The 22,241-nt window shown below is 67.8% G+C and carries 20 protein-coding genes; 10 read left to right on the top strand and 10 right to left on the bottom strand.

Going from position 1 to position 22,241, the window contains the following annotated elements:
- Positions 1-22: 22 nt before the first annotated feature.
- Entirely contained in the window at positions 23-5,950 is a 5,928-nt protein-coding gene (locus tag AzCIB_RS19415; RefSeq protein ID WP_050417405.1) for a hybrid sensor histidine kinase/response regulator, read from the top strand.
- A gap of 25 nt (positions 5,951-5,975) precedes the next feature.
- On the opposite strand, the gene AzCIB_RS19420 is transcribed toward AzCIB_RS19415, so the two are convergent.
- The gene (locus tag AzCIB_RS19420; RefSeq protein ID WP_050417406.1) at positions 5,976-7,415 is read right to left on the bottom strand and encodes a cryptochrome/photolyase family protein; all 1,440 of its coding nucleotides are present in this window, start codon (positions 7,413-7,415) and stop codon (positions 5,976-5,978) included.
- A 96-nt stretch (positions 7,416-7,511) separates the two neighbouring features.
- On the opposite strand from AzCIB_RS19420, the gene AzCIB_RS19425 reads away from it, so the two are divergent.
- From AzCIB_RS19425 to AzCIB_RS19445, 5 genes are read left to right on the top strand one after another with little or no spacing between them, the layout of a single operon-like run.
- Positions 7,512-8,078: a YqgE/AlgH family protein gene (locus tag AzCIB_RS19425; RefSeq protein ID WP_050417407.1), complete on the top strand. Its 567-nt coding sequence runs from the start codon at positions 7,512-7,514 to the stop codon at positions 8,076-8,078.
- The gene (gene ruvX, locus AzCIB_RS19430; RefSeq protein ID WP_050417408.1) at positions 8,071-8,550 is read left to right on the top strand and encodes a Holliday junction resolvase RuvX; all 480 of its coding nucleotides are present in this window, start codon (positions 8,071-8,073) and stop codon (positions 8,548-8,550) included. The genes AzCIB_RS19425 and ruvX overlap by 8 nt, the downstream gene beginning before the upstream one ends.
- Positions 8,537-9,037, top strand: a complete 501-nt coding sequence (pyrR, locus tag AzCIB_RS19435) for a bifunctional pyr operon transcriptional regulator/uracil phosphoribosyltransferase PyrR (protein WP_050417409.1) — start codon at positions 8,537-8,539, stop codon at positions 9,035-9,037. Before ruvX ends, pyrR begins: the two co-directional genes overlap by 14 nt.
- Positions 9,030-10,004, top strand: coding sequence for an aspartate carbamoyltransferase catalytic subunit (locus tag AzCIB_RS19440; protein WP_050417410.1), 975 nt, complete (start codon positions 9,030-9,032; stop codon positions 10,002-10,004). The genes pyrR and AzCIB_RS19440 overlap by 8 nt, the downstream gene beginning before the upstream one ends.
- Positions 10,004-11,284 carry a dihydroorotase gene (locus tag AzCIB_RS19445; protein ID WP_050417411.1) on the top strand — a complete coding sequence of 427 codons (1,281 nt, stop codon included), beginning with the start codon at positions 10,004-10,006 and terminating at the stop codon, positions 11,282-11,284. The genes AzCIB_RS19440 and AzCIB_RS19445 overlap by 1 nt, the downstream gene beginning before the upstream one ends.
- 24 nt (positions 11,285-11,308) lie before the next feature.
- Here AzCIB_RS19445 and AzCIB_RS19450 read toward each other — a convergent pair whose 3' ends face one another.
- From AzCIB_RS19450 to AzCIB_RS19465, 4 genes are read right to left on the bottom strand one after another with little or no spacing between them, the layout of a single operon-like run.
- Positions 11,309-11,611 (bottom strand): DUF167 domain-containing protein, encoded by a 303-nt coding sequence (locus AzCIB_RS19450; protein ID WP_050417412.1) that lies wholly within the window; start codon positions 11,609-11,611, stop codon positions 11,309-11,311.
- Positions 11,608-12,186 (bottom strand): YggT family protein, encoded by a 579-nt coding sequence (locus tag AzCIB_RS19455; RefSeq protein WP_050417413.1) that lies wholly within the window; start codon positions 12,184-12,186, stop codon positions 11,608-11,610. Before AzCIB_RS19455 ends, AzCIB_RS19450 begins: the two co-directional genes overlap by 4 nt.
- A 5-nt stretch (positions 12,187-12,191) precedes the next feature.
- Positions 12,192-13,004: a pyrroline-5-carboxylate reductase gene (gene proC / locus AzCIB_RS19460; protein ID WP_050418467.1), complete on the bottom strand. Its 813-nt coding sequence runs from the start codon at positions 13,002-13,004 to the stop codon at positions 12,192-12,194.
- 8 nt (positions 13,005-13,012) lie between these two features.
- Positions 13,013-13,714 (bottom strand): YggS family pyridoxal phosphate-dependent enzyme, encoded by a 702-nt coding sequence (locus AzCIB_RS19465; protein WP_050417414.1) that lies wholly within the window; start codon positions 13,712-13,714, stop codon positions 13,013-13,015.
- Between the two features lie 102 nt (positions 13,715-13,816).
- Between AzCIB_RS19465 and AzCIB_RS19470 the strand changes: the two genes are divergently transcribed.
- Together AzCIB_RS19470 and AzCIB_RS19475 are read left to right on the top strand one after the other, a co-directional pair.
- Positions 13,817-14,857, top strand: a complete 1,041-nt coding sequence (locus AzCIB_RS19470; protein WP_050417415.1) for a type IV pilus twitching motility protein PilT — start codon at positions 13,817-13,819, stop codon at positions 14,855-14,857.
- 131 nt (positions 14,858-14,988) lie between these two features.
- Positions 14,989-16,122, top strand: coding sequence for a PilT/PilU family type 4a pilus ATPase (locus tag AzCIB_RS19475; RefSeq protein ID WP_050417416.1), 1,134 nt, complete (start codon positions 14,989-14,991; stop codon positions 16,120-16,122).
- Positions 16,123-16,204: 82 nt separating this feature from the next.
- On the opposite strand, the gene AzCIB_RS19480 is transcribed toward AzCIB_RS19475, so the two are convergent.
- The 3 genes from AzCIB_RS19480 to AzCIB_RS19490 all read right to left on the bottom strand — a co-directional run bounded on the left by AzCIB_RS19480 (position 16,205) and on the right by AzCIB_RS19490 (position 18,764).
- A complete protein-coding gene (locus AzCIB_RS19480; RefSeq protein WP_050417417.1) occupies positions 16,205-17,365 on the bottom strand; it encodes a THUMP domain-containing class I SAM-dependent RNA methyltransferase in 1,161 nt (386 codons plus the stop codon).
- Positions 17,366-17,450: 85 nt separating this feature from the next.
- Entirely contained in the window at positions 17,451-17,870 is a 420-nt protein-coding gene (locus AzCIB_RS19485; protein ID WP_050417418.1) for a CopD family protein, read from the bottom strand.
- A gap of 9 nt (positions 17,871-17,879) precedes the next feature.
- Entirely contained in the window at positions 17,880-18,764 is an 885-nt protein-coding gene (locus AzCIB_RS19490) for an NAD-dependent epimerase/dehydratase family protein (protein ID WP_050417419.1), read from the bottom strand.
- Between the two features lie 21 nt (positions 18,765-18,785).
- Here AzCIB_RS19490 and AzCIB_RS19495 point away from each other — a divergent pair, with 21 nt between their 5' ends.
- Positions 18,786-19,805 carry a CDP-6-deoxy-delta-3,4-glucoseen reductase gene (locus AzCIB_RS19495; protein WP_050417420.1) on the top strand — a complete coding sequence of 340 codons (1,020 nt, stop codon included), beginning with the start codon at positions 18,786-18,788 and terminating at the stop codon, positions 19,803-19,805.
- 4 nt (positions 19,806-19,809) lie between these two features.
- Complete coding sequence (locus AzCIB_RS19500) at positions 19,810-20,946, top strand: EAL and HDOD domain-containing protein (RefSeq protein WP_050417421.1); 1,137 nt, start codon at positions 19,810-19,812, stop codon at positions 20,944-20,946.
- Between the two features lie 67 nt (positions 20,947-21,013).
- Here the strand turns inward: AzCIB_RS19500 and AzCIB_RS19505 are convergent, their stop codons facing one another.
- Positions 21,014-21,322: a c-type cytochrome gene (locus AzCIB_RS19505; protein ID WP_050417422.1), complete on the bottom strand. Its 309-nt coding sequence runs from the start codon at positions 21,320-21,322 to the stop codon at positions 21,014-21,016.
- Positions 21,323-21,498: 176 nt separating this feature from the next.
- Positions 21,499-22,191, bottom strand: coding sequence for a PA4824 family protein (locus tag AzCIB_RS19510; protein WP_232299274.1), 693 nt, complete (start codon positions 22,189-22,191; stop codon positions 21,499-21,501).
- Positions 22,192-22,241 lie beyond the last annotated feature (50 nt).

Here is a 22,241-nt window from a genome sequence, read left to right on the forward strand (position 1 = left end):
GCCCCTCGCTAGGGAACCGGCCATGACGCACCCTTCTGAACTGGATCTGGGCCCACTCACCTGGGTCAAGAACGAAATCGATCTCGCCCTCGCGCGGGCCGACGAGTCGCTCGAACAGGCGCTGTCCGCGTCCGATGCCCCGGGCCGCGTGCAGTTCGCACAGACCCACCTCCATCAGGTGCGCGGCGCACTCTCGATCGTCGGGCTGGACGGCCTCACCCAGTTCGCCTCCTCGCTCGATCAGTCCCTCGGGCAGTTTGCCCGCGGCGAACGCCCCATCGACGCCACGACCATTTCCCTGGCGCGGCGCGCGCTCGCGACGATGGGCAACTATCTCGAAGAGCTCGTGCATGGCACGCCCGACCAGCCGCTGCGCCTGCTGCCGCTGTACCGGGAAATCGGCGCCATCCGCAGCGCGGACCCGGTCTCGCCGGCGGAACTGTTCCTCCCTGACCTCACGCAACGTCCGCCGCGCCGCCAGATCGCCAGCGTCACGCTGTCCGACGACGCCCGTCAGGCGCAACTGCGGGCGCAGCGCGCACTGTTCCAGCGCGGTTTGCTCCAGTGGCTGCGCACGCCGAACGACCCGGCCGGCCCCTCGGCCATGCTCGACGCCGTCAAGGGCATGGAGGTGCTGCATACCGGCGTCCCCGTCACCAACCTGTGGTACGCCGCGCAGGCCTTCCTCGAAGCCCTCGTGAATGCGGATGTGCCGGCCCTGCCGGAAGTCAAGCGACTGTGTTCGCAGCTCGACGCGCAGCTCAAGCGGCTGGCCGAGTTGCCGGCCTCGATACCCGACCGCCTCATCCGCGAACTGCTGTACTGGACCGCACAGGCCCCTGCACGCACCGCCCAGCAGCAGGCCGTGCGCGACACGTGGCACCCCCACACCCTGATCCCCGAGGCGGGCTCGACCATCAGCGTCACGCCGCTCGCGCCGCTGCTCAAGTCGCTGCAGGCCACGATGGCCGCGACCAAGCACGCCTGGGACGAGTTCTCCGAAGGCCACGCCGCGGCCCTGCCGCGCTTCGCGAGCAATCTCGCCGACCTTGCCGCCCAGGCGCCCCAACTCGGGCGGCCGTCACTCGACCGCCTGCTCGAAGCCCTGATCGAGTTCGTCCGCTGGCTGCGCAAGGATCCCCTGCAGAACACCAGCAAGGTCGCCATCGAGGCCGCGACCGCACTGCTGCTGGCAGAAGGGGCGCTCGACCGCGTCGTGCCGGACGCCGGTTTCTCCATCCAGGTTGCCGACACCGTCAGCCGCCTGGGCGCAATCATCCGCGGCGAAGCCGTCGAGCCCGCCGAACATTCGCCGACGGTGGAAACGGCACGCCGCCTGCAGGAGCGCGAGGCGGTCGGTCAGCTCGCGCGGGAAATCCTGTCGAGCCTTGCGCAGGTCGAACAGATCCTCGACGATTTCTTCCGCAACCAACAGAAGCGCGCACCGCTCGCGAATCTCGCGACCCCGCTCAAACAGGTCGAAGGGGCGCTGACCCTGATCGGCGACCCCGATGCGATCGCGCTCGTGCACGACGCGGCAACGACCGTCGCCCGCTTCGCGGCGACCGACGCCGAACCCGAAGCGGGCCAGTTCGAAGGACTCGCGCAGCGGCTGTCGGCCCTCGGCTTCTACGTCCAGACCCTGCAGCACGGCCCGGCAAGTCTCCAGACCTTCCTCGATCCGACCGCCCGCCGCGAACAGGCCAGCGCCGAAACGCCCGCCCTCAAGATCGACCTGCCGCGCTTCGCCGAAGTGGTTCCGCCGGCCACGAAGGCCGCCCCGACTGCAGCGCCCCTCGCGACACCCGCGCCGGAGCCGGTGGTCGAAGCGCCCGCGCCTGCTGCGCCCGAAGCTCCCGCCCGCGAAGTCCTGGCCGCGGAGGAGCCCGCGATCGAGCCCCTCGTGCCGATCGAGGAAGTCGAAACCGACCTCAATTTCCAGCCGCCGCTCGAACCCGCCGAACCGGCCCCGCCCGAGATCCGCTTCGATTTCGCGCCAATCGAGTTGCCGCCCGAAATACCGGAGGCCGCACCAACGGCTCCGCCGGCATTGCCGGTTGCAGCACCGGCCGCCCCGGCGCCCAGCGCGGCCGAGATCGACGCGGAGCTGCTCGAGATCTTCATCGAGGAAGCCCACGAAGTCCTCGCCAACGTCGCGGAACAGCTCGAGCTGTCGCGCACGTCACCGGGCAACGTCGAGCACCTTACGTCGATCCGGCGCGGCTTCCACACCCTCAAGGGGAGCGGTCGCATGGTCGGCCTGCGCGATCTCGGCGAAGCCGCATGGGGCGTGGAACAGACGCTCAATCGCTGGCTCCAGCTCGAATGGCCCCCCACACCGGCGCTCCACCACCTCCTCGGGGACGCTTGCGAGAGTCTCGCCGAATGGGTTTCGGAGCTGGAGGCCGGCGGCAGCCAGACGCGCGACGTCGCCGCCCTGATGGCCGAGGCCGAACGCCTGCGCAGCAGCGACGCGCCGATCAGCGAACCGGCGCCCGAGGCGACGCCCGCGCGCGCGGCTGAGCCCGCGGCAACGGAAGAGGCCGCCCTCGGGCTCGCAACGCTCGAACTGGCGGAAACCGGCGAAATCCTGCCCATCGCGGCGCCCGCCGCCGAAGAGGAGGTCGTCGTCGAAGAAGCGCTCGAAGCACTCGAACTCGAGGCGCCGGGCGAAGAAATCGCGCTCGATGAGGCGGCTGCAGGCGAGGGCTTCGAGCCGGCGATCGCGAGCGAGTACGTTGCCGCGGCAAGCCCGCTTGCCGCGGAAGAGACGGCCGGCGAAATCGCTTTGCCGGAAGAGGCCGCGACGTTCGAGGAATTGTCTCTCGAACCAGCAGTTGACTTGACTGCAGCAGCCGAGGAATCGATCACTCTCGATGCACTGCCCGGGTTCGAGCTCCCGCCGGCAGCCGAAGAGCTTCTCGCGCTCGACGCATCCGTCGCATTGGAGCGGACAGCCGGGATAGATGCACCCATCGAACTGGTGGAATCGACGGAGGCCGAGGACGCCGAAAGGCTAGAGGAACTGGCCGAACTCGAGGAGGTGGTCGATCTCGAGGACACGATCGATCTCGAGGAAGCCCTCGAGCTGGAGGCCCCCCTCGAGGAGGAAGCGCCCGCCGCAGCCGTCGTATCGGAGGAACTCGAGGAAGCGACCGTCGACCTCGAGGAAATCGATACGCCGATCGATCGTGACGTCGTCTACGTCGGCGACAGCGAGATCAGCCGGCCCCTTTACGACCTGTATCTCGGCGAAGCGCGGCACCACCTGGGCACCCTGCGGGACGAGCTCGGCCGCCTTGCTGCCAACCCGCTGCTGGTCCCCACCGAGGCCGCCTTGCGCGCCGCGCACACGCTCGCCGGCATCTCGGGCACCACACGCCTGATGAGCGCGCAAGCGCTTGCCCGCGCGCTCGAACACGCGATCGAGCGACTGCGCGAGGGCGCCCACCCGCCGACCGCGGAGCAGTCGGCGGTCATGAAGAGTTCCAACGACACCCTCGAGGCGATGGTCGCCCAGATCGCGCTGCGCCAGATGCCGCTCGAGGTGCCCGAACTGACCGAGCAGCTCGACGGCATCGGTCGCACGATTGCGCTCGACACCGGTTTCGAGCCCGACGGCGTGGCCGTCGAGGAAGCCGCCCCCGAACTGCCGTCGGCCGCAACCGAAGCTGCCGAGGGCGCCGCCCGCGCGGCGACCGTCGCCGATGACCTCGACGAGCAACTACTGCCGGTCTTCCTCGAGGAAGGCGCGGAGCTGCTTGCAGACCTGCACGCGACGCTGCGGCGCTGGAGCAGCGGCGACGCCTCGGACGATCACGCCAAGGCGACGGCCCGGCTGCTGCACACGCTGAAGGGCAGCGCGCGCATGGCCGGAGCGATGAGCCTCGGCGAACACGTGCACCAGCTCGAATCGCAACTCGAGGCGGGCCGCGAAGCCGGGCGCGACGCCGCCGAGATGATCGACGAACTGGTCGGTGGCCTGGACCGCACCGAGCAGTTGATGGGCGCGCTCACCGGCGCTCCTGCCCCGGCAGCCGCGGCCACCGGCACGGCGACCGAAGTCGCGGTCTCCGTCGTCACCCCGGAAACGCCGACAGCCGAAGGCGAAGGCAGCGCAACGGCCACGTTGCGCGTGCGCGCAGACACCGTCGACCGCTTCGTCAACGAAGCCGGCGAGATCGGCATCGCGCGCACCCGCATCGCTGGCGAACTGCGCACGCTGCGCCGCTCGCTGCTGGACCTGACCGAAAACGTCATCCGCCTGCGCAACCAGTTGCGCGAGGTCGAGATCCAGGCCGACGTGCAGATGCAGTCGCGCATCGCCCATACCGGCACGCACGAAGGCGAATTCGACCCACTGGAGATGGACCGCTACACCCGCCTGCAGGAACTCACGCGGATGATGGCGGAGAGCGTCGGCGACGTCACGACGGTGCAGCAGAGCCTGCTGCGCAACCTCGACGGCGCCGAACTCGCGCTGAACAGCCAGGCCAGGCTGTCGCGCGACCTGCAGCAGGCGCTGATGCAGGTGCGCATGGTGCCCTTCGACAGCCTCGCCGACCGCCTCTACCGCGTGACGCGCCAAACCGCGAAGGACCTCGGCAAGCGCGCGAACCTCGATCTGCGCGGCGGGCGCATCGAAATCGACCGCAGCGTGCTGGAACATATCACCGCGCCGCTCGAACACCTGCTGCGCAACGCCATCGCGCACGGCCTCGAGGAGCCCGAGGCCCGCAGCGCCAGCGGCAAGAACGAGATCGGCCAGATCACGCTGAGCGTCAGCCAGGAAGGCAATGAAATCGCGATCAGCCTCGCCGACGACGGCGCGGGCCTCGACTACGAGCGGATCGCCGAACGGGCACGCGCACACGGCCTGCTCGGCCCGGCCGAAATCGCCGACGAGCGCCGCCTGACGAACCTGATCTTCCTGCCCGGCTTCTCGACCGCCAGCAACGTGTCGACGGTGTCCGGCCGCGGTGTCGGCATGGACGTCGTGAAATCCGAGACCGCGGCGGTCGGCGGACGCATCGACATCCGCTCGACGCGCGGCGCCGGCACGGAATTCCGCATCTACCTGCCCCTCACGCTGGCCGTGACGCAGGCCCTGCTGGTCAGCGCGGGCGGCCGCACCTTCGCGATTCCGTCGAGCATGGTCGCCCAAGTGATGGAGCTGAAGATGGGCGCGCTGCAGGAGCTGCGCGCCGCCGGCGGCACGGACTGGCAGGACATGCACTTCAACTACCGCTACCTGCCGCGTCTGCTCGGCGACCCGACGAGCCAGCCGGAGGAACAGCGCTTCAACTGGGTGCTGCTGCTGCGCGCCGGCGCCCAGACGCTCGCGCTGCACGTCGATGCGCTACGCGGCAACCAGGAAATCGTCGTCAAGAACGCCGGCCCGCAACTCGCGCGCGTCGTCGGCATCTCCGGTGCGACGGTGCTGGGCGACGGCGAGATCGTGCTGATCCTCAACCCCGTCGCGCTCGCCAGCCGCAGCCTCGCGGAGACCACGGCGGAAGGCGTCGCGGACGCGGGCGCTACCGCAGCGGTCGAACCGGCGCAGGCCGTCCAGCCGACCGTGATGGTCGTCGACGACTCGCTGACGGTGCGCAAGATCACCGGCCGCCTGCTCGAGCGCGAAGGCTATCGCGTGATCACGGCCAAAGACGGCGTCGAGGCGCTGGAGCGCCTTATCGAGTCGGTGCCCGACGTGATCCTGTCGGACATCGAGATGCCGCGCATGGACGGCTTCGATCTGCTGCGCAACATCCGCGCCGACGCGCGCACCCACGACGTGCCGGTGATCATGATCACCTCGCGCCTGGCGGACAAGCACCGCCAGTTCGCCGAGAAGATCGGCGCCAGCGAGTACCTCGGCAAACCCTACGAGGAAGGCGAGCTGCTGGCCCTGCTGCAGCACTACACCGCGAAGGCGCGCGCGGAGGCCTGACGCCGGCGGCGGAGCGCCTCCGGCATCAGCTCCGCACGACGGCGAAGCGCGCGAGCGTGCGCTCGCGCGCCAACCCGTGATCGACGACCGGCGCCGGATAATCCCGGCCGAGGCGCACGCCCGCAGCCACTTGGTCTGCCGCGCCCATCTTCCACGGCGCATGGATGTACTTGTCCGGGACGCGTGCGAGTTCCGGCACGTAGCGGCGGATGAAGCGCCCCTCCGGATCGAAGCGCGCCGACTGCGTCACCGGATTGAAGATGCGGAAATACGGCTGCGCATCGCAGCCCGTCGACGCCGCCCACTGCCATCCGCCGTTGTTTGCCGCCAGATCGTAATCGATCAGTTGGTCGGCGAAATGCCGCTCGCCGCGGCGCCAGTCGATGCCCAAGTCCTTGGTCAGGAAGGACGCGACGATCATGCGCAGGCGGTTGTGCATGTAGCCCGTCGTGTCGAGCTGGCGCATCGCCGCGTCGACGAGCGGATAACCCGTGCGCCCCTCGCACCACGCCGCGAACAGGTCGGGCGCAGCGTCCCACGCGATACGATCGTACTCGGGCCGAAAGCACCCCGTCACGACGCGCGGGTGGTGCCACAGGATCATGTGGTAGAAGTCGCGCCACACCAGCTCGCCGAGCCAACTCTCCGCCCCGGCCCCACCGTCGGCCCACGCGAACGCCGCCAGTTCGCGGATCGACACGGTGCCGAAACGCAGATGCGCGGAAAGATAGGACACGCCCTTCACGGCCGGATAATCGCGCGCCTCGCGGTAGCGCCCGATACGCCCGGCGAAGTCCCCGAACAGGGCGCGGCCGCCGGACATGCCGGTCGGCAGGCGCAGTTCGGCGAGGTTCGTCGCCACGAAGCCAAGCTCATCGAGGCCCGGCACGCGCTCCCCGTCCGCCTTGGGCGCCAGCTGCGCGGCGTAGCGTTCGACCGGATACGCCTGCACGTAGAAGCCATCGAGCTTCTTCAGCCACGCGTTCCGGTAGGGCGTGAACACGCTGTACGGTTGCCCGCCCTGCGTGAGAATCTCGTCGCGCTCGAAGATCACCTGGTCCTTGAAATCCTCGAAACCGATCCCTTCCGCGGCGAGGCCCTCCGCCACCCGCCGGTCGCGTGCGATCGCGGCAGGCTCGTAGTCGCGATTGGTCAGCACCGCCGTCACGCCCAGCTGCGCCGCCAGGGCCGGGATCAATTCGTCGGAGCGCCCGTGCCGCACGACGATGCCCGCCCCGCCGCCGCCCGCCCGGCGCGACAGCGCGTCGAGCTCGATATCCAGCTCCTGCAGGCTGCGCCAGATGAACTCGACGCGCCGGTCGCTGCGGCCCGGCAAGGCGTCGAGGATCTCCGTGTCGAAGACGAACGCGCAATGCCCTTGGTCGAAGCGGCTCAGCGCGTGATACAGCGCGGCGTGATCGTGACTGCGCAGGTCGCGGCGGAACCAGACGAGGGCGGAACGCATCGGGGGAAGTCAGCGAAAGCGGAAAGTCGCATTGTGACGCAATCATGCCGCGCAGGTTCCTGCTCAATGCCCCGCGCGAGAGGCTAAAATGCAGCCATGAGCGAAATCATGTCGAACCTCACGCATCATTTTCTGATCGCCATGCCCAGCATGGCCGATCCGAATTTCTCGCGTACGCTGACCTACATCGCCGAGCACAACGACCAGGGCGCGCTCGGGATCATCGTCAACCGCCCGATCGACATGACGCTCGGTACCCTCTTCGAGCGCGTCGAACTGCCGCTCGACGCCGCAGGGTTCGCCGAACAGCCGGTGTATTTCGGCGGTCCGGTGCAGACCGATCGCGGGTTCGTGCTGCATCGGCCGGCAGGCGAATGGCACTCGACCCTGAACGTGAACGACGAAGCCGGCCTGACGAGTTCGCGCGACATCCTGCAGGCGATCGGCAGCACCGGCCAGCCGTCCGACGTGCTCGTGACGCTGGGCTACGCCGGCTGGACTGCCGGCCAGCTCGAGCAGGAGATCGCCGACAACGCGTGGCTCACCGTGCGCGCCGATCTCTCCATCGTCTTCGGCCTGCCGCCCGAAGAGCGCCTCGCCGCCGCCATGCAGAAGCTCGGCATCGACTTCACGAACCTCAGCGAGACGGCCGGGCATGCCTGAGGCGGCCGCGCCCGAACCCCGGCCAGCCCCGGACCTCCCCGCACGCGGCACCCTGCTCGGCTTCGACTTCGGCCTCGTACGCCTCGGCGTCGCCATCGGCGAACTCGAAACCGGTCAGGCCAGTGCCCTCATGACAATCAGCGGCGAGGCCAACGCCCCGCGTTTCGCCGCGATCGAAACGCTCATCGCGGAGTGGCGCCCGGCCGCCCTCGTCGTCGGCATTCCCACGCACCTCGACAGCACCCCGCACGAGATGACCGCACGCTGCCGCCGCTTCGCGAACCAGCTGCGCGGCCGCTACGGCCTTCCCGTCATGGAAAGCGACGAACGCCTGTCCTCCGCCGCGGCCGAAGCCGCGTTGGAGGAAGCGGGGCAGCGCAGCTGGCGCGCACGCAAGCCGATGCTCGACGCCGTCGCCGCCCAGATCATCCTGCAACACTTCCTGGACACCCTCCAACATGCAAAAGCTTGATGCCGAAGCGCTCTTCCAGACCCTGGTCGAGCAGATGCGGCCGCACGTGACGCCCGACACCGCACTGGTCGGCATCCACACGGGCGGCGTCTGGCTGGCCGAACGCCTGCACCAGGCCCTGGGCCTGAAGCAGCCGCCGGGCTCGATCGACGTGTCCTTCTACCGCGACGACTTCGGCTCCAAGGGCCTGCACCCTCAGCCCAAGCGCACCGACATCCCGTTCGATGTCGAAGGCGCCCACGTCATCATCGTGGACGACGTGCTCTACACCGGCCGCACGACGCGCGCCGCAATCAACGAGCTGTTCGACTTCGGCCGCCCCGCGCGCGTCGACCTCGCGGTGCTGATCGACCGCGGCGGCCGCGAACTACCGATCGCCGCGCGCTACTGCGCCCTCACCCTGCCCCAACCCTTGCCCGCAAGCCAGAACCTGCAGCTTGAAACCGACGCTGCCGGCGCGCTCACCCTGAGGCTGATCGATGCGTAACCCCCAGCTCAACCAACACGGCGAACTGCAGCACCTGCTGACGATCGACGGCCTGCCACGCGACGTCATCACCGCGATCCTCGACACCGCCGCCCCCTTCACCGAGGTCGCCGAGCGCGAAGTGAAGAAACTGCCGCTGCTGCGCGGCAAGAGCATCTTCAACCTGTTCTTCGAGAACTCGACGCGCACGCGCACCACCTTCGAGATCGCCGCCAAGCGCCTGTCGGCCGACGTCGTGAACCTCAACGTGTCGACCAGCTCGACGGCCAAGGGCGAGAGCCTGCTCGACACCGTCGACAACCTGTGCGCGATGCAGGCCGACATGTTCGTCGTGCGCCACGCCGCGAGCGGCGCGCCCTTCCTGATCGCGCAGCACCTGCTGGCGACCGGGCGCGACCACATCCACGTCGTCAATGCCGGCGACGGCCGCCACGCGCACCCGACGCAGGGCCTGCTGGACATGTACACCATCCGGCACTACAAGCGCGACTTCAGCAACCTCACCGTCGCGATCGTCGGCGACGTGCTGCACTCGCGCGTTGCGCGCTCGCAGATCAGCGCCCTCACGACGCTGGGCGTGCCCGAAGTGCGCGTGATCGGCCCCAAGACGCTGCTGCCGACCGAGGTCGAGCGCATGGGCGTGCGCGTCTTCCATGACATCCGCGAAGGCCTCAAGGGCGTCGACGTCGTGATGATGCTGCGCCTGCAGAACGAGCGCATGAACGGCGCGCTGCTGCCGACCCCGCAGGAGTACTACAAGGTGTGGGGCCTCACCGCCGAGAAGCTGGCGCTGGCCAAGCCCGACGCCATCGTCATGCACCCGGGGCCGATGAACCGCGGCGTCGAAATCGACTCCTCCGTCGCCGACGGCGCGCAGGCCGTGATCCTGCCCCAGGTGACCTTCGGCATCGCGGTCCGGATGGCCGTCATGAGCATGCTGGCCGGCCAGCAAGGGAGCAACAAGTAATGAAGATCCGCATCACCAACGGCCGCCTCATCGACCCCGCGAACGGCCTCGACGACAAGCGCGACCTGTATCTCGCCGACGGCAAGATCGTCGCAAGCGGCCAGGCACCGGACGGCTTCGCCGCCGAGCGCACGATCGACGCCGCCAATCTCGTCGTCGCGCCGGGTCTCATCGATCTGGCCGCACGCCTGCGCGAACCCGGCTTCGAATACCGCGCCACGCTCGAATCCGAAATGGACGCGGCGATGGCCGGCGGCGTCACCAGCCTCGCGATCCCGCCCGACACCGACCCCGCACTGGATGAGCCGGGCTTGGTCGAGATGCTGTGCTACCGCGCGAAGCGGCTCAACCGCGCCCACGTCTACCCGGTCGGCGCGCTCACCATCGGGCTCAAGGGCGAACGCCTGTCCGAAATGGCAGAACTGGTGGAGGCCGGCTGCGTCGCCTTCAGCCAGGCCAATGTGCCCATCATCGACAACAACGTGCTGATGCGCGCGCTGCAGTATGCTGCGACCTTCGACTTCCGCGTGTGGCTGCAGCCGCTCGCACCCTTCCTGGCGCGCACCGGTGTCGCGCACGACGGCGAAGTCGCTACGCGACTGGGCCTACCGGGCATTCCCGTCGCGACCGAGACCATCGCTCTGTACACCTACATCCAGCTCGCCCGCGCCACCGGCGCGCGCCTGCATGTCACGCGACTTTCCAGCGCCGCGGGCCTCGCGCTCGTCGAGCAGGCGCGCGCCGAAGGCATGGACATCAGCTGCGACGTCTCGATCAACCACCTGCACCTGTCCGACATGGACATCGGCTACTTCAACAGCAACTGCCACCTCGTGCCGCCGCTGCGCAGCCAGCGCGACCGCGACGCGCTGCGCCAGGGGCTCGCCGACGGCCGCATCGACGCGCTGTGTTCGGACCACACCCCAGTGGACGACGACGGCAAGCTCACCCCCTTCAGCGAATCGGAACCGGGCGCGACCGGTCTCGAACTGCTGCTGCCACTTACGCTCAAGTGGGCGCAGGAAACGGGCCTGCCGCTGGTGAAGGCGCTCGCACGCGTGACCTCGGACGCCGCGCGCATCGTCGGCATCACCAAGGCCGGCCATCTGACGCCGGGCGCGCGCGCCGACTTGTGCCTGTTCGACCCTGCCGCGCATGTCACCGTGAGCCGCGAGCAGCTGCGCAGCCAGGGCAAGAACACGCCCTTCCTGGGCATGGAGCTGCCGGGCCGCGTGCACTACACCCTGGTCGAAGGCCAGGTCATGCACGAACTGGCCTGAGAACGGCCCCGCGGGCCGCCGGCGTCAGCCGAGCGCCCGCAGCCGCGCGAGCGCCCCGGCGCTCGCGCCGTCTATCCGCACCCGCTTGGCGCGCGAAGTATCGCCGCTGAGCAGCGTCACCGCTGCTTTCGGAACATCGCAAAAATCCGCGAGAAAGGCGCACAGCGCCGCGTTGGCCTTGCCATCCACCGGCGGCGCGGCGAGCCGGACCTTCATCGCCTCTCCGTGCAGGCCGACGAATTCGGTCTTCTTCGCACCCGGCTGGATGTGCAGCGTCAGCACGAGGCTGCGGTCAGCCGCCTCGCGCAGCCACACAGCTGCCGTCATCCCACCAGCAGCGAAGCGAAGCTGCCGCGCAGGCTGCCCAGCACCATCAGCACGACCTGCAACACCAGCAGCAGGACCAGCGGTGACAGGTCGACGTTCGCGATCGGAGGGAGGATGCGCCGGAACGGGCGCAGGAAAGGGGCCGAGAGGTTATGGAAGATCGGCGCGGCCGGCGCGTGCGGACTCACCCACGACAGGATCGCCGACATCAGCACGACGCCGAACACCAGATAGATCGCCATACGGGCGACTTCCAGCAGGCCCAGCCCCCACAGACCGAGAATCAGGCCACCGGGACTGCCGCCCAGCGATGCCCCGCGCAGCTGCAGCTCGATGAACACGAACAGCGTCTGGAACACCCACGCCGGCAGCAGGCTGGCGAAGTCCAGCCCCAACACGCCCGGAATCACGCGGCGCAGCGGGCGCACGATCCAGTCGGTGGTGGCGACGACGAAAGCGCCCACCTGATTGCGGAAGGATACGCGTTGCCACTGCATGAAAAAGCGCGCCAGCAGCATCAGCGTGATAAAACCGAAGGCCGTGTCGAGGATCAGGAGCAGTACGTTGCCCAGCATAGCGCTCAGTCCTTCCCCAGCTGCTCGCCGAGTTCGCGCCCGCGCACCTCGGCGGCCTTCACCGCAGTCACCATCGCATCGAAGAAGCCCGACGCCTTCATGCTCGCGAGCGCCGCCTCGGTCGTGCCGCCCTTCGACGTCACCCGCTCGCGCAGCACGCCCGGCGCCTCGTCCGAACCGGCCGCGAGCTTCGCTGCGCCAAGCACCGTGTCGATCGCGAGCTTGCGCGCGGTCGCCGCGTCGAAGCCTAGCGACGCGCCGGCCGCCTCCAGCGCCTCGATGAAGTGGAAGACGTAAGCCGGGCCGCTGCCCGACACCGCCGTGACCGCATCCATCTGCGCCTCGTCGGCGATCCACACCGTGCTACCGACCGCAGCGAGCACGCGCTCGGCCGCGGCACGTCCGGCGGCGTCCACCGACGGATCCGCATACAGGCCCGACACGCCCGCCCCGATCAGCGCCGGCGTGTTCGGCATCACGCGCACGAGCCCGGCATAGCCACCCAGCCAGCGTCCGATGTCGGCGAGGCGCAGGCCCGCCGCGATGCTCACGACCACCTGGCGCGCCAGCCGGCCCGCCAGCGGCGCAAGCGCCGCCTTCATCTGCTGCGGCTTCACCGCCAGCACCAGCACGTCGCAGTCCAGCAGCGCGTCATCGACCGCGCCCACTGCACGCACGCCGAAGCGCTCCGCCAGATGCTTGCGCCCGTCTTCCTGCAGCTCCACGACCTGGATGTCGCCCGCGGCGAACCCGCGCTCCAGCATGCCGCCGATCAACGCCGACGCCATGTTGCCGCCCCCCAGGAAACTGATCCTGATCCGTTCCGTCATGTCTGTTCCTCACGCAGCTTGCGCGTTCCGAAAATCGCGGTACCCACCCGCACCATGGTCGCCCCTTCGGCGACAGCCAGTTCGAGGTCGTGCGACATCCCCATCGACAACGTGTCGAGCGCGAAGTCGGCGGCGTTGAGTTCGTCGCGCAGCCGGCGCAGGGTCGCAAAGCGGCTGCGCAGCAGCCCCTCGTCCCCATCCGGCTCCGGAATCGCCATCAGTCCCCGCAGGCACAACCGCGGCAGGGCTGCCACCTGCCGCGCCAGCCCGGGCACCTCTTCCGGCGCAACCCCACTCTTGCTCGCCTCGCCGCTCACGTTCACCTGGATGCACAGATTGAGCGGCGGCAATTCCGCGTCCCGCTGCTCCGACAGGCGCTCGGCAAGCTTCAGGCGATCGACCGAATGCACCCAGTCGAAGTGGGCCGCGACGGGCCGCGTCTTGTTGCTCTGGAGCGGACCGATGAAATGCCATTCCAGTTCGCGCCCCTTCAGCTCGGCGATCTTCGCGACGCCTTCCTGGACGTAGTTCTCCCCGAACAGCCGCTGCCCGGCATCGGCCGCCTCGGCCACGCGATATGCCGGCCAGGTCTTGCTGACGGCCAGCAGGATGACCTCCTCGGGCCTGCGCCCTGCGTCGATCGCAGCACTGGCGACGCGCTCGCGCACGGCTTGCAAGTTGGCGGCGATTGTTGTCATATAGCGGCGGCACTGGTCTCGAAAATCGGGCCCGGGCGAGTATAGCACCGCGCACCGGCCGGCCTTTCCGCACGCTCCTTTCCGAACACCGTCGAAGAATCCATGGACATCACCGAACTGCTGGCCTTTGCGGTCAAGAACAAGGCCTCCGACCTCCATCTCTCGTCCGGCCTGCCGCCCATGATCCGCGTGCATGGCGACGTGCGGCGCATCAACTTGCCGCCGATGGAGCACAAGGACGTGCACTCCATGGTGTATGACATCATGAACGACCAGCAGCGCAAACAGTACGAAGAAATACTGGAATGCGACTTCTCGTTCGCGGTGCCCAACCTCGCGCGCTTCCGCGTCAACGCCTTCAACCAGAACCGCGGCGCGGCCGCCGTGTTCCGGACCATTCCGTCGAAGGTGCTGAGCCTCGAAGAGCTCAACTGCCCGAAGATCTTCAAGGACATCTCCAACCAGCCGCGCGGCATCGTGCTCGTCACCGGCCCGACGGGCTCGGGCAAGTCGACGACCCTCGCGGCGATGGTCGACCACGTCAACGACAACGAATACGGCCACATCCTCACGATCGAGGACCCGATCGAATTCGTGCATGAGTCGAAGCGCTGCCTGATCAACCAGCGCGAGGTCGCGCGCGACACGCTGTCGTTCAACAACGCGCTGCGTTCGGCGCTGCGCGAAGACCCGGACGTGATCCTCGTCGGCGAATTGCGCGACCTCGAAACCATCCGCCTCGCGCTGACCGGCGCCGAGACCGGCCACCTCGTATTCGGAACCCTGCACACTTCCTCAGCTGCCAAGACCATCGACCGTATCGTCGACGTGTTCCCGGCCGCCGAAAAGGAGATGGTGCGATCGATGCTGTCCGAATCGCTGCGCGCAGTGATCTCGCAGACCCTGCTGAAGACCAAGGACGGCCAGGGCCGCGTCGCCGCGCACGAAATCATGATCGGCACCCCCGCCATCCGCAACCTGATCCGCGAGAACAAGATCGCGCAGATGTACTCGTCGATCCAGACCGGCCAGAACGTCGGCATGCAGACGCTGGACCAGTGCCTGCTCGATCTCGTACGCCGCAACATCATCTCGCCCGCGGAAGCCAAGCTCAAGGCGCAGAACAAGGACAACTTCGGCTGACCGCCGCGCCACGGAACGGCCACTACGTCACGCCCGCCGGCGCATCCCGCTCGCAGCGCCGTTCACGCGGGCACGCGCGAGGAACATAATTCAAATTTGCAGCACCCCGAAACTCCGCTGGAGCGCAACACATGGAACGCGATCAGGCCCTCAAGTTCATGCACGACCTGCTCAGGCTGATGGTGCAGAAGAACGGCTCCGACCTCTTCATCACCGGGGGCTTCCCGCCCGCGATCAAGATCGACGGACGCGTCATCCCGCAATCGAACCAGTCGCTCACGCAGCAGCACACCGCCGAACTCGCGCGCGCGGTCATGAACGACCGTCAGGCGGCCGAATTCGAGTCCACCAAGGAATGCAACTTCGCGATCTCGCCGGCGGGCATCGGCCGCTTCCGTGCCAACGCCTTCATCCAGCAGGGCAAGGTCGGCCTCGTGCTGCGCACGATCGCGCAGAAGATTCCGACCTTCGACGACTTGGGCATGCCCACGGTGCTGCGCGACGTCGCGATGGCCAAGCGCGGCCTCGTGATCTTCGTCGGCGGCACCGGCACCGGCAAGACGACCTCGCTCGCGGCGATGGTGGACTTCCGCAACGAACACTCCTACGGCCACATCATCACGGTCGAGGACCCGATCGAATACGTGCACCTGCACAAGAATTGCATCGTTACGCAGCGCGAGATCGGCATCGACACCGACAACTGGGAAGCGGCACTGAAGAACACCCTGCGCCAAGCCCCGGACGTGATCCTGATGGGCGAAATCCGCGACCGCGAAACCATGGACTACGCGATCGCGTTCGCCGAGACCGGCCACCTGTGCCTCGCCACGCTGCACGCGAACAGCGCAAACCAGGCGCTCGACCGCATCATCAACTTCTTCCCGGAAGACCGCCGCCAGCAGCTGCTGATGGACCTTTCACTCAACCTGCGGGCGCTGATCTCGCAGCGCCTGCTCCCCAAGAAGGGCGAGAAAGGGCGAGTGCCGGCCGTCGAGGTGCTGCTCAACTCGCCGCTGATCTCCGACCTGATCTTCAAGGGCGAGGTGCCGGGCATCAAGGAAGTGATGAAGCGCTCGCGCGAACTCGGGATGCAGACCTTCGACCAGGCACTCTTCGACCTCTACGAGGACGAGAGGATCACCTACGAGGACGCCCTGCGCAACGCCGACTCGGTGAACGACCTGCGCCTGCAGATCAAGCTCAACAGCAAGCTTGGCGAGAAGGACCTCGTGTCAGGAATCCAGCACCTCGACATCGTTTGACGCCAATGCGCTGCGTTTTCCAGCCCCGCACACGCAGCAGATCGTAGGGCGGGATGGAATCCCGCACTACGATCTGGCGGCTTCAGCCCTCTTCCGCCGGTTTGCGCCGGTTGCTGCCCGCGATCACCTTATATTCGAACACGCGGCACTCGAGCGCGCCGTTGAAGAGCGGCGTGCGCTTGCTCGCCTTCAGTCCGATCAGCTTCGGCAGCGCCGGATCCGCCGACAGGAAGTAGCACCGCCAGCCGCTCCAGCGCTTTTTCAGGGCGTCGCCGAACTGCGGATACAGCGCCGCCAGTTCTTCCGCCTCGCCGATGCGCACGCCGTAGGGCGGGTTGGTCACCATCACCCCTTCCGGCGCCGGCACCTCCCGCGCGAGGAAGTCCACGCGATCGAGCGTCACGCAGTCCGCGAGCCCCGCCGCCTGCAGGTTCACGCGCGAGCGCCGCACCTGCTCGCCGACCACGTCGGAGCCGTAGATGCGCAAGGGGCGCGGCGACTTGCGCCGCGCCTCCGCAGCCTTGCGGATGGCCGCCCAGGCGGCACGGTCGAAGTGGCGGAAGCGCTCGAAGGCAAAGCTGCGCCCCAGACCGGGCGCGATGTCGAGCGCGATCTGTGCCGCTTCGATCAGGAAGGTGCCGCTGCCGCACATCGGATCGATGAGCGCCTCGCCCGGCCGCCAGCCGCTGATGCGCAGGATGCCCGCGGCGAGGTTCTCCTTCAGGGGCGCCTCGACGGCTGCAGGCTTGTAGCCGCGCTTGTACAAGGGCTCGCCCGAGGTATCGAGATAGAGCGTGACGCGGTCGCGCGTCAGGAAGGCGTGGATGCGTACCGCCGGGTTCGCCGTATCGACGCTGGGGCGCTTGCCGGTCACGGTGCGGAAGTGGTCGCACACAGCATCCTTGATCTTCAGCGTGACGAACTCGAGACTCCGCAAGGGCGATTGCTTCGCGGTCACGTTGATGCGGATCGTGTCGTCGACGGTGAACCATTTAGCCCAGGTCGCGCCATAGGCGAGCCGGTAAATGTCCTCCTCGGACTGGTAGCGCCCCTGCGCGAGGCGCCACATCACGCGGGTGGCGATCCGGCTCTCGAGGTTGGCGCGGTAACAGGTCTGCCAGTCGCCGGAGAAACCGACGCCGCCGTGGGTCGCCTCGACGTCCCGCGCGCCGAGCGCGGTGAGTTCCTCGGCGAGCATCGGCTCGAGACCGCGCGGACAGGGGGAAAAGAAGGATTCGGACATGAGGGACGAAGTCAGTTGAAGGCGGACGGGAATGGAAATGGCTCGAAGCCCGCGCGGGAAACGATCCCGGCGCGGGCGGTGCCGCTCAGAAGGGTTTCAGCACGACAAGGAACACGGCCGCGAACATCACCAGCACCGGAACCTCGTTGAACACGCGGTACCACTTGTGGCTGCGGGTGTTGCGCCCGGCGGCGAAATCGCGCATGAGCCTGCCGCAGTAGAGGTGATAGACGATCAGGAAGCTCACGAGCGCGGTCTTCACATGCAGCCAGCCACCGATGGCGATCATGTCGCCGTAGCCGAACCACAGCCAGAAGCCGAGCACGACGGCGAGGATTCCCAGCGGCGTCATGAAGCGGTAGAGCTTGTGCTCCATCAGCGCCAGCCGCTCGCGCGTCGCCGCATCATCCACCATCGCATGGTTCACGAACAGGCGCGGGAGGTAGAACAGGCCGGCGAACCAGGCCACGACGAAGGAAATGTGCAGGGCTTTCACTACCAGCATCGAATACTCCTAGCTTGATTGTTTGCGGTTGAGCGCCGCGGCGAAGCCTTCGCGCACGGTCGGGTACAGCAGCCGCGCCCGCAGCTCCCGCCGGATGCGGCGATTGTCCAGCTGCCGCGACTCGCTCATGAAGGACAGGGCCATCGGCGAAATCCGGGTCGCTAGTTCCGCGCGCGACAGGCGCTGCGGCCGCGGCAGGCCGAAGCAGTCGGCGGCGAAATCGAAATAGTCGCCCATCTTCATGCCCGTATCATCGACGGCATTGTAGACGCGTCCCGCGCCGGCACGAAAAAGCGCGAGGCACGCGAGGCGCGCGAGATCCTCGGCGTGGATGTGATTGGTGTGGACATCCTCATCCGCCCGCAGCACCGGTTCGCCGCGCTCCAGCCGCGCCACCGGCAGACGGTCGCCCGCATAGATGCCCGGCGCACGCAGCACGCACACGCGCACCCCGTTGCGCGCCCCGAAGCGCCGCAAGCGATCCTCGGCATCGACGCGCCGCTGCGCCCGCGCAGTCTGCGGCCGGCATGGATAGGTCTCGTCGATGTGCCGTCCACCGCAATCGCCATACACGCCCGTCGTACTTATATAGACGAGGCGCTGTGGTAGACTCGTCGCGCACGCGAGTGCTGCCAGCAGTCTTGCCGTACGCGTATCCCGCGTGCCGCGGTCGGGGGGAGGCGCGAAATGCATGACCGCATCCGCGATCCCGGCCAGGCGCCGCAGGCTGCGCCGGTCGTCGAGGTCGGCGAACACCGGCGTTGCACCGAGCGCCCGCAGTCCGGCGAGCCCGTCTGTGTTGCGCACCAGGGCGAACACCCTGAAGCGCCGCACCAGCCACGGAATCGCGCGCCGGGCCACGTCGCCGCTGCCGACGATCAATATTCTTTTCATCGACGGATTATCTCACGCCCGATGTCGTTCCAGATTTCACTCGAGCCCGGCGGCCAACAGTTCCCTGCCGATGCCGACCAGACCATCCTCGAGGCAGCCCTCGCGGCGGGCCTCGTGCTGCCCTACGGTTGCCGCGACGGCGCCTGCGGCGCCTGCAAGGGCAAGATCATCCAGGGCGAGGTCACCCTCGCCGGCTCGGCCACCGCGCTCAGCGATGCGGACCGTGCGGCCGGCATGACACTCTTCTGCAGCGCGCATGCACATTCGGACCTGGTCCTCGAGGCACGCAACGTGAGCCGCGCCGGCGACATCCCGATCAAGAAGCTCCCGTGCCGCGTGCAGCGCCTGACCCGCGTCGCGCCCGACGTGATGGTGATCGAACTGAAACTCCCCGCGAGCGAGCCCTTCCGCTTCCGGGCCGGCCAGTACGCCGACTTCCTGCTCGCCGACGGCCGCCGCCGCAGCTTCTCGATCGCGAACGGCACCCACCGCGAGGACGTCATGGAGCTGCACGTACGCCTCGTGCCCGGCGGCGAATTCACCGAACACGTGTTCAACGGCATGAAGGAACGGGACATCCTGCGTTTCGAGGGGCCACTCGGCAGCTTCGGGCTGCGCGAGGAGTCGCAGGCGCCGATCGTGCTGCTCGCGGGCGGCACCGGCTTCGCGCCGATCAAGAGCATCGTCGAGCACGCGATCCATGCCGGCATCACGCGGCCGATGACCCTCTACTGGGGTTCGCGCAACCGCGCGGGCCTTTATATGGGCGAACTCGCGCGCTCGTGGGAGAACACCCTTCCCGGCTTCCGCTACATTCCGGTATTGTCCGAAGCCGGGCCACAAGACGACTGGCACGGCCGGACCGGCCTCGTGCATCGTGCCGTCGTCGAGGACCTGCCGAACCTTTCTGCGCACGAAGTCTATGCCTGCGGATCACCGGCCATGATCGACGCTGCGCGCAGCGCATTCACCGCACAGTGTGCGCTGCCGCAGGAGGCGTTCTTCGCGGACGCCTTCACCTTCGCCACCGACGCACGCTGAAGTTATGACCCAGACCACGATCCTCACCCGCGAACCCGTCGTCAACCGGAATCGCGCGATCACGGCCAACCGGCTCATCGCCCACGCACCGAACATCGGTGCGGTGGTCGAGACGCTGAATGGCCTCGCCGACATCTGGCCCACGCATCACACGGTGTTCGTCTGCCTGGGACGGCTCGTTCCGACGCCCGAGCTGATGAACTGGCAGGCGCCTCCCAACGCGATGGTGGAAATTCCGTCGCAGGCGCTCGCGCACCCGCAGACGCAGGCACTGCTACCGCAGTTGCGCGACGCGGGAGTCAGCATGTGCCTGAGCTGGTTCGCCCCGGGAACGGCCCTGCCGCCCGACGCCGACTGGCGCTTTGTGCTGATGGACCACCGCCGGCACACCACACCGGCCGGCTCGCCCGGCATTACCCTCGCTTGGGGCCTGCCCAACGTCAATGCCTTCCAGGAATCCGTACAGGCGGGGTTCGACGGTGCCTCGGGCTGGTTCTTCCTGTATGGCAATCCGGCGGCAAAAGAGCTGTCGCCGGCACACGCGCAGATCGTGCGGCTCCTCAACCTCGTGCGCAACAATGCCGACATCAAGGAGATCGAGGCGGTGCTGCGCCAGGACGTCGCGGTGTCGTACAAGCTGCTGCGCTACATCAACTCGGCGGGTTTCGGCCTGAGCTGCGAGATCCAGTCCTTCCGCCACGCGGTGACCATCCTCGGCTACGCCAACCTGAACAAGTGGTTGTCGCTGCTGCTGGTCAGCGCGAGCCGCGACCCCGGCGCGCCGGCGATGATGCAGACCTCGATCGCACGCGGACGCTTCATGGAGCAGATCGGTGCATCGTTCTTCGACAAGTCGGAGCTCGACAACCTGTTCATCACCGGCGCGTTCTCGCTGCTGAACACACTGCTGGGCACATCGATGCAGAGCGTGCTCGAGGAGATGCACCTGCCCTCGGCTATCACCGACGCGCTGCTGTTCGAGCAGGGCCCGTACGCCCCCTTTCTCAAGCTCGCCAGCCTGTGCGAGTCTTTCGACGCGACCGAACTACAGAAGCAGGCGACCGAGCTGCAGCTCGCGCCCGAGCAGATCAACCGCGCGATCGTCGGCGCGCTGGGCTTCGCCGACAGCCTGCAGTCCTGACCGGCCGACAACCGGGCAACAGAAAGCCAGCCCGCGGGCTGGCTTTTTTTGCACCGACCGAAGCCGATTACTTCTGCGACAGCACCCAGGTAGCCAGGGTCTTGGCTTCTTCGGCGTTGACCTGCGGGTTGGCCGGCATCGGCATCGTGCCCCAGACACCCGAACCACCCTTCTGGATCTTCTCGGCCAGCTTGGCAACGGCGCCAGCGTCGCCGGCGTACTTCTTGGCGACTTCCTGGTAGGCCGGGCCGACCAGCTTCTTGTCTACGGCGTGACAGGCGAGGCAGTTCTTGGCCTTGGCGAGGTCAGCGGAAGCGAAAGCCGGAGCGGCGGAGAGAAGGCCCGCGGCAACCGCGGCAGCAACGAAAACTTTCATGCTCTTTTCCTTTAGATGGTGGTGTGAAACCGGCCGGATATTAAACCAAGCATCCCCGCCTTGACTACCCGGAAAACGCCTCTTGCACTTTGGCGTCCCGGGTTGCCTCGCCGGATCGTCCGACCCATGCATTTAACGCCCCTCCCCGAAGGAGCGTTGACACGAATGCGCGCGCCTCAGAACTCCCACGCGCAACCGACATTGGCGATAGTGCGGTCGCTGCCCCGCCCGACCGCAGCGGACACGGTGAAGCCGTCGACCACTTCGTAGCGCAGGCCGATCTGGCGATCCGGCCGACCATCCTCCGCCCCGAACACTTCGGCACCGAATGTGAGCCGATCACCGAGCGGCTGCTCGAAGCCGACGCCCCAGGTGTTCGCGACCTCGTTCGCGCCGCTGATGCGCACCCATTCGCGACCGAGGTTGAGGTGCACGTGCTGACCCGACGCGAAGCCCCAGCTCAGCAAAGCGGTGATGGCGTTTGCCCGGGCGACTTCGTCCGGCTCGCCGCGAAGGTCGACGCGCGCCCTTTCGTAGTCGTATCTGAGGCCGGCCGACAGGCCCGTCTCGGCCTGCAGCGGCACCCATTTGAGCGCGACGCCGAGGCCGTGCGCCCACAGCGACGGATCGGGATCATGATCGCGCACGCGCGAATAACCCAGCTCGACCTTCAGGTTCTCGAGCGGGATATAGGCGATCGAAGCCTCCCCACCCCGCTCCTTGTGATCGCGCACCCAACCGAATTCGAGCTCTGCGCTGCCCTTCTCGCCCGTAACCGCATCGTCCACGGCCATCGGTCGCTCGGCCAGTGCCGGAGCCGCTACGCAGGCCATGATGACCGCAGCACCGATCAGTGCGATTTGCCGCACGCGTGCGTCCCTCGGTCCATTCTTAGGCTCCACCGACATCCCCCTCTCCC

Origin of the sequence: Azoarcus sp. CIB (assembly GCF_001190925.1) — a bacterium.
GTDB lineage: Bacteria > Pseudomonadota > Gammaproteobacteria > Burkholderiales > Rhodocyclaceae > Aromatoleum.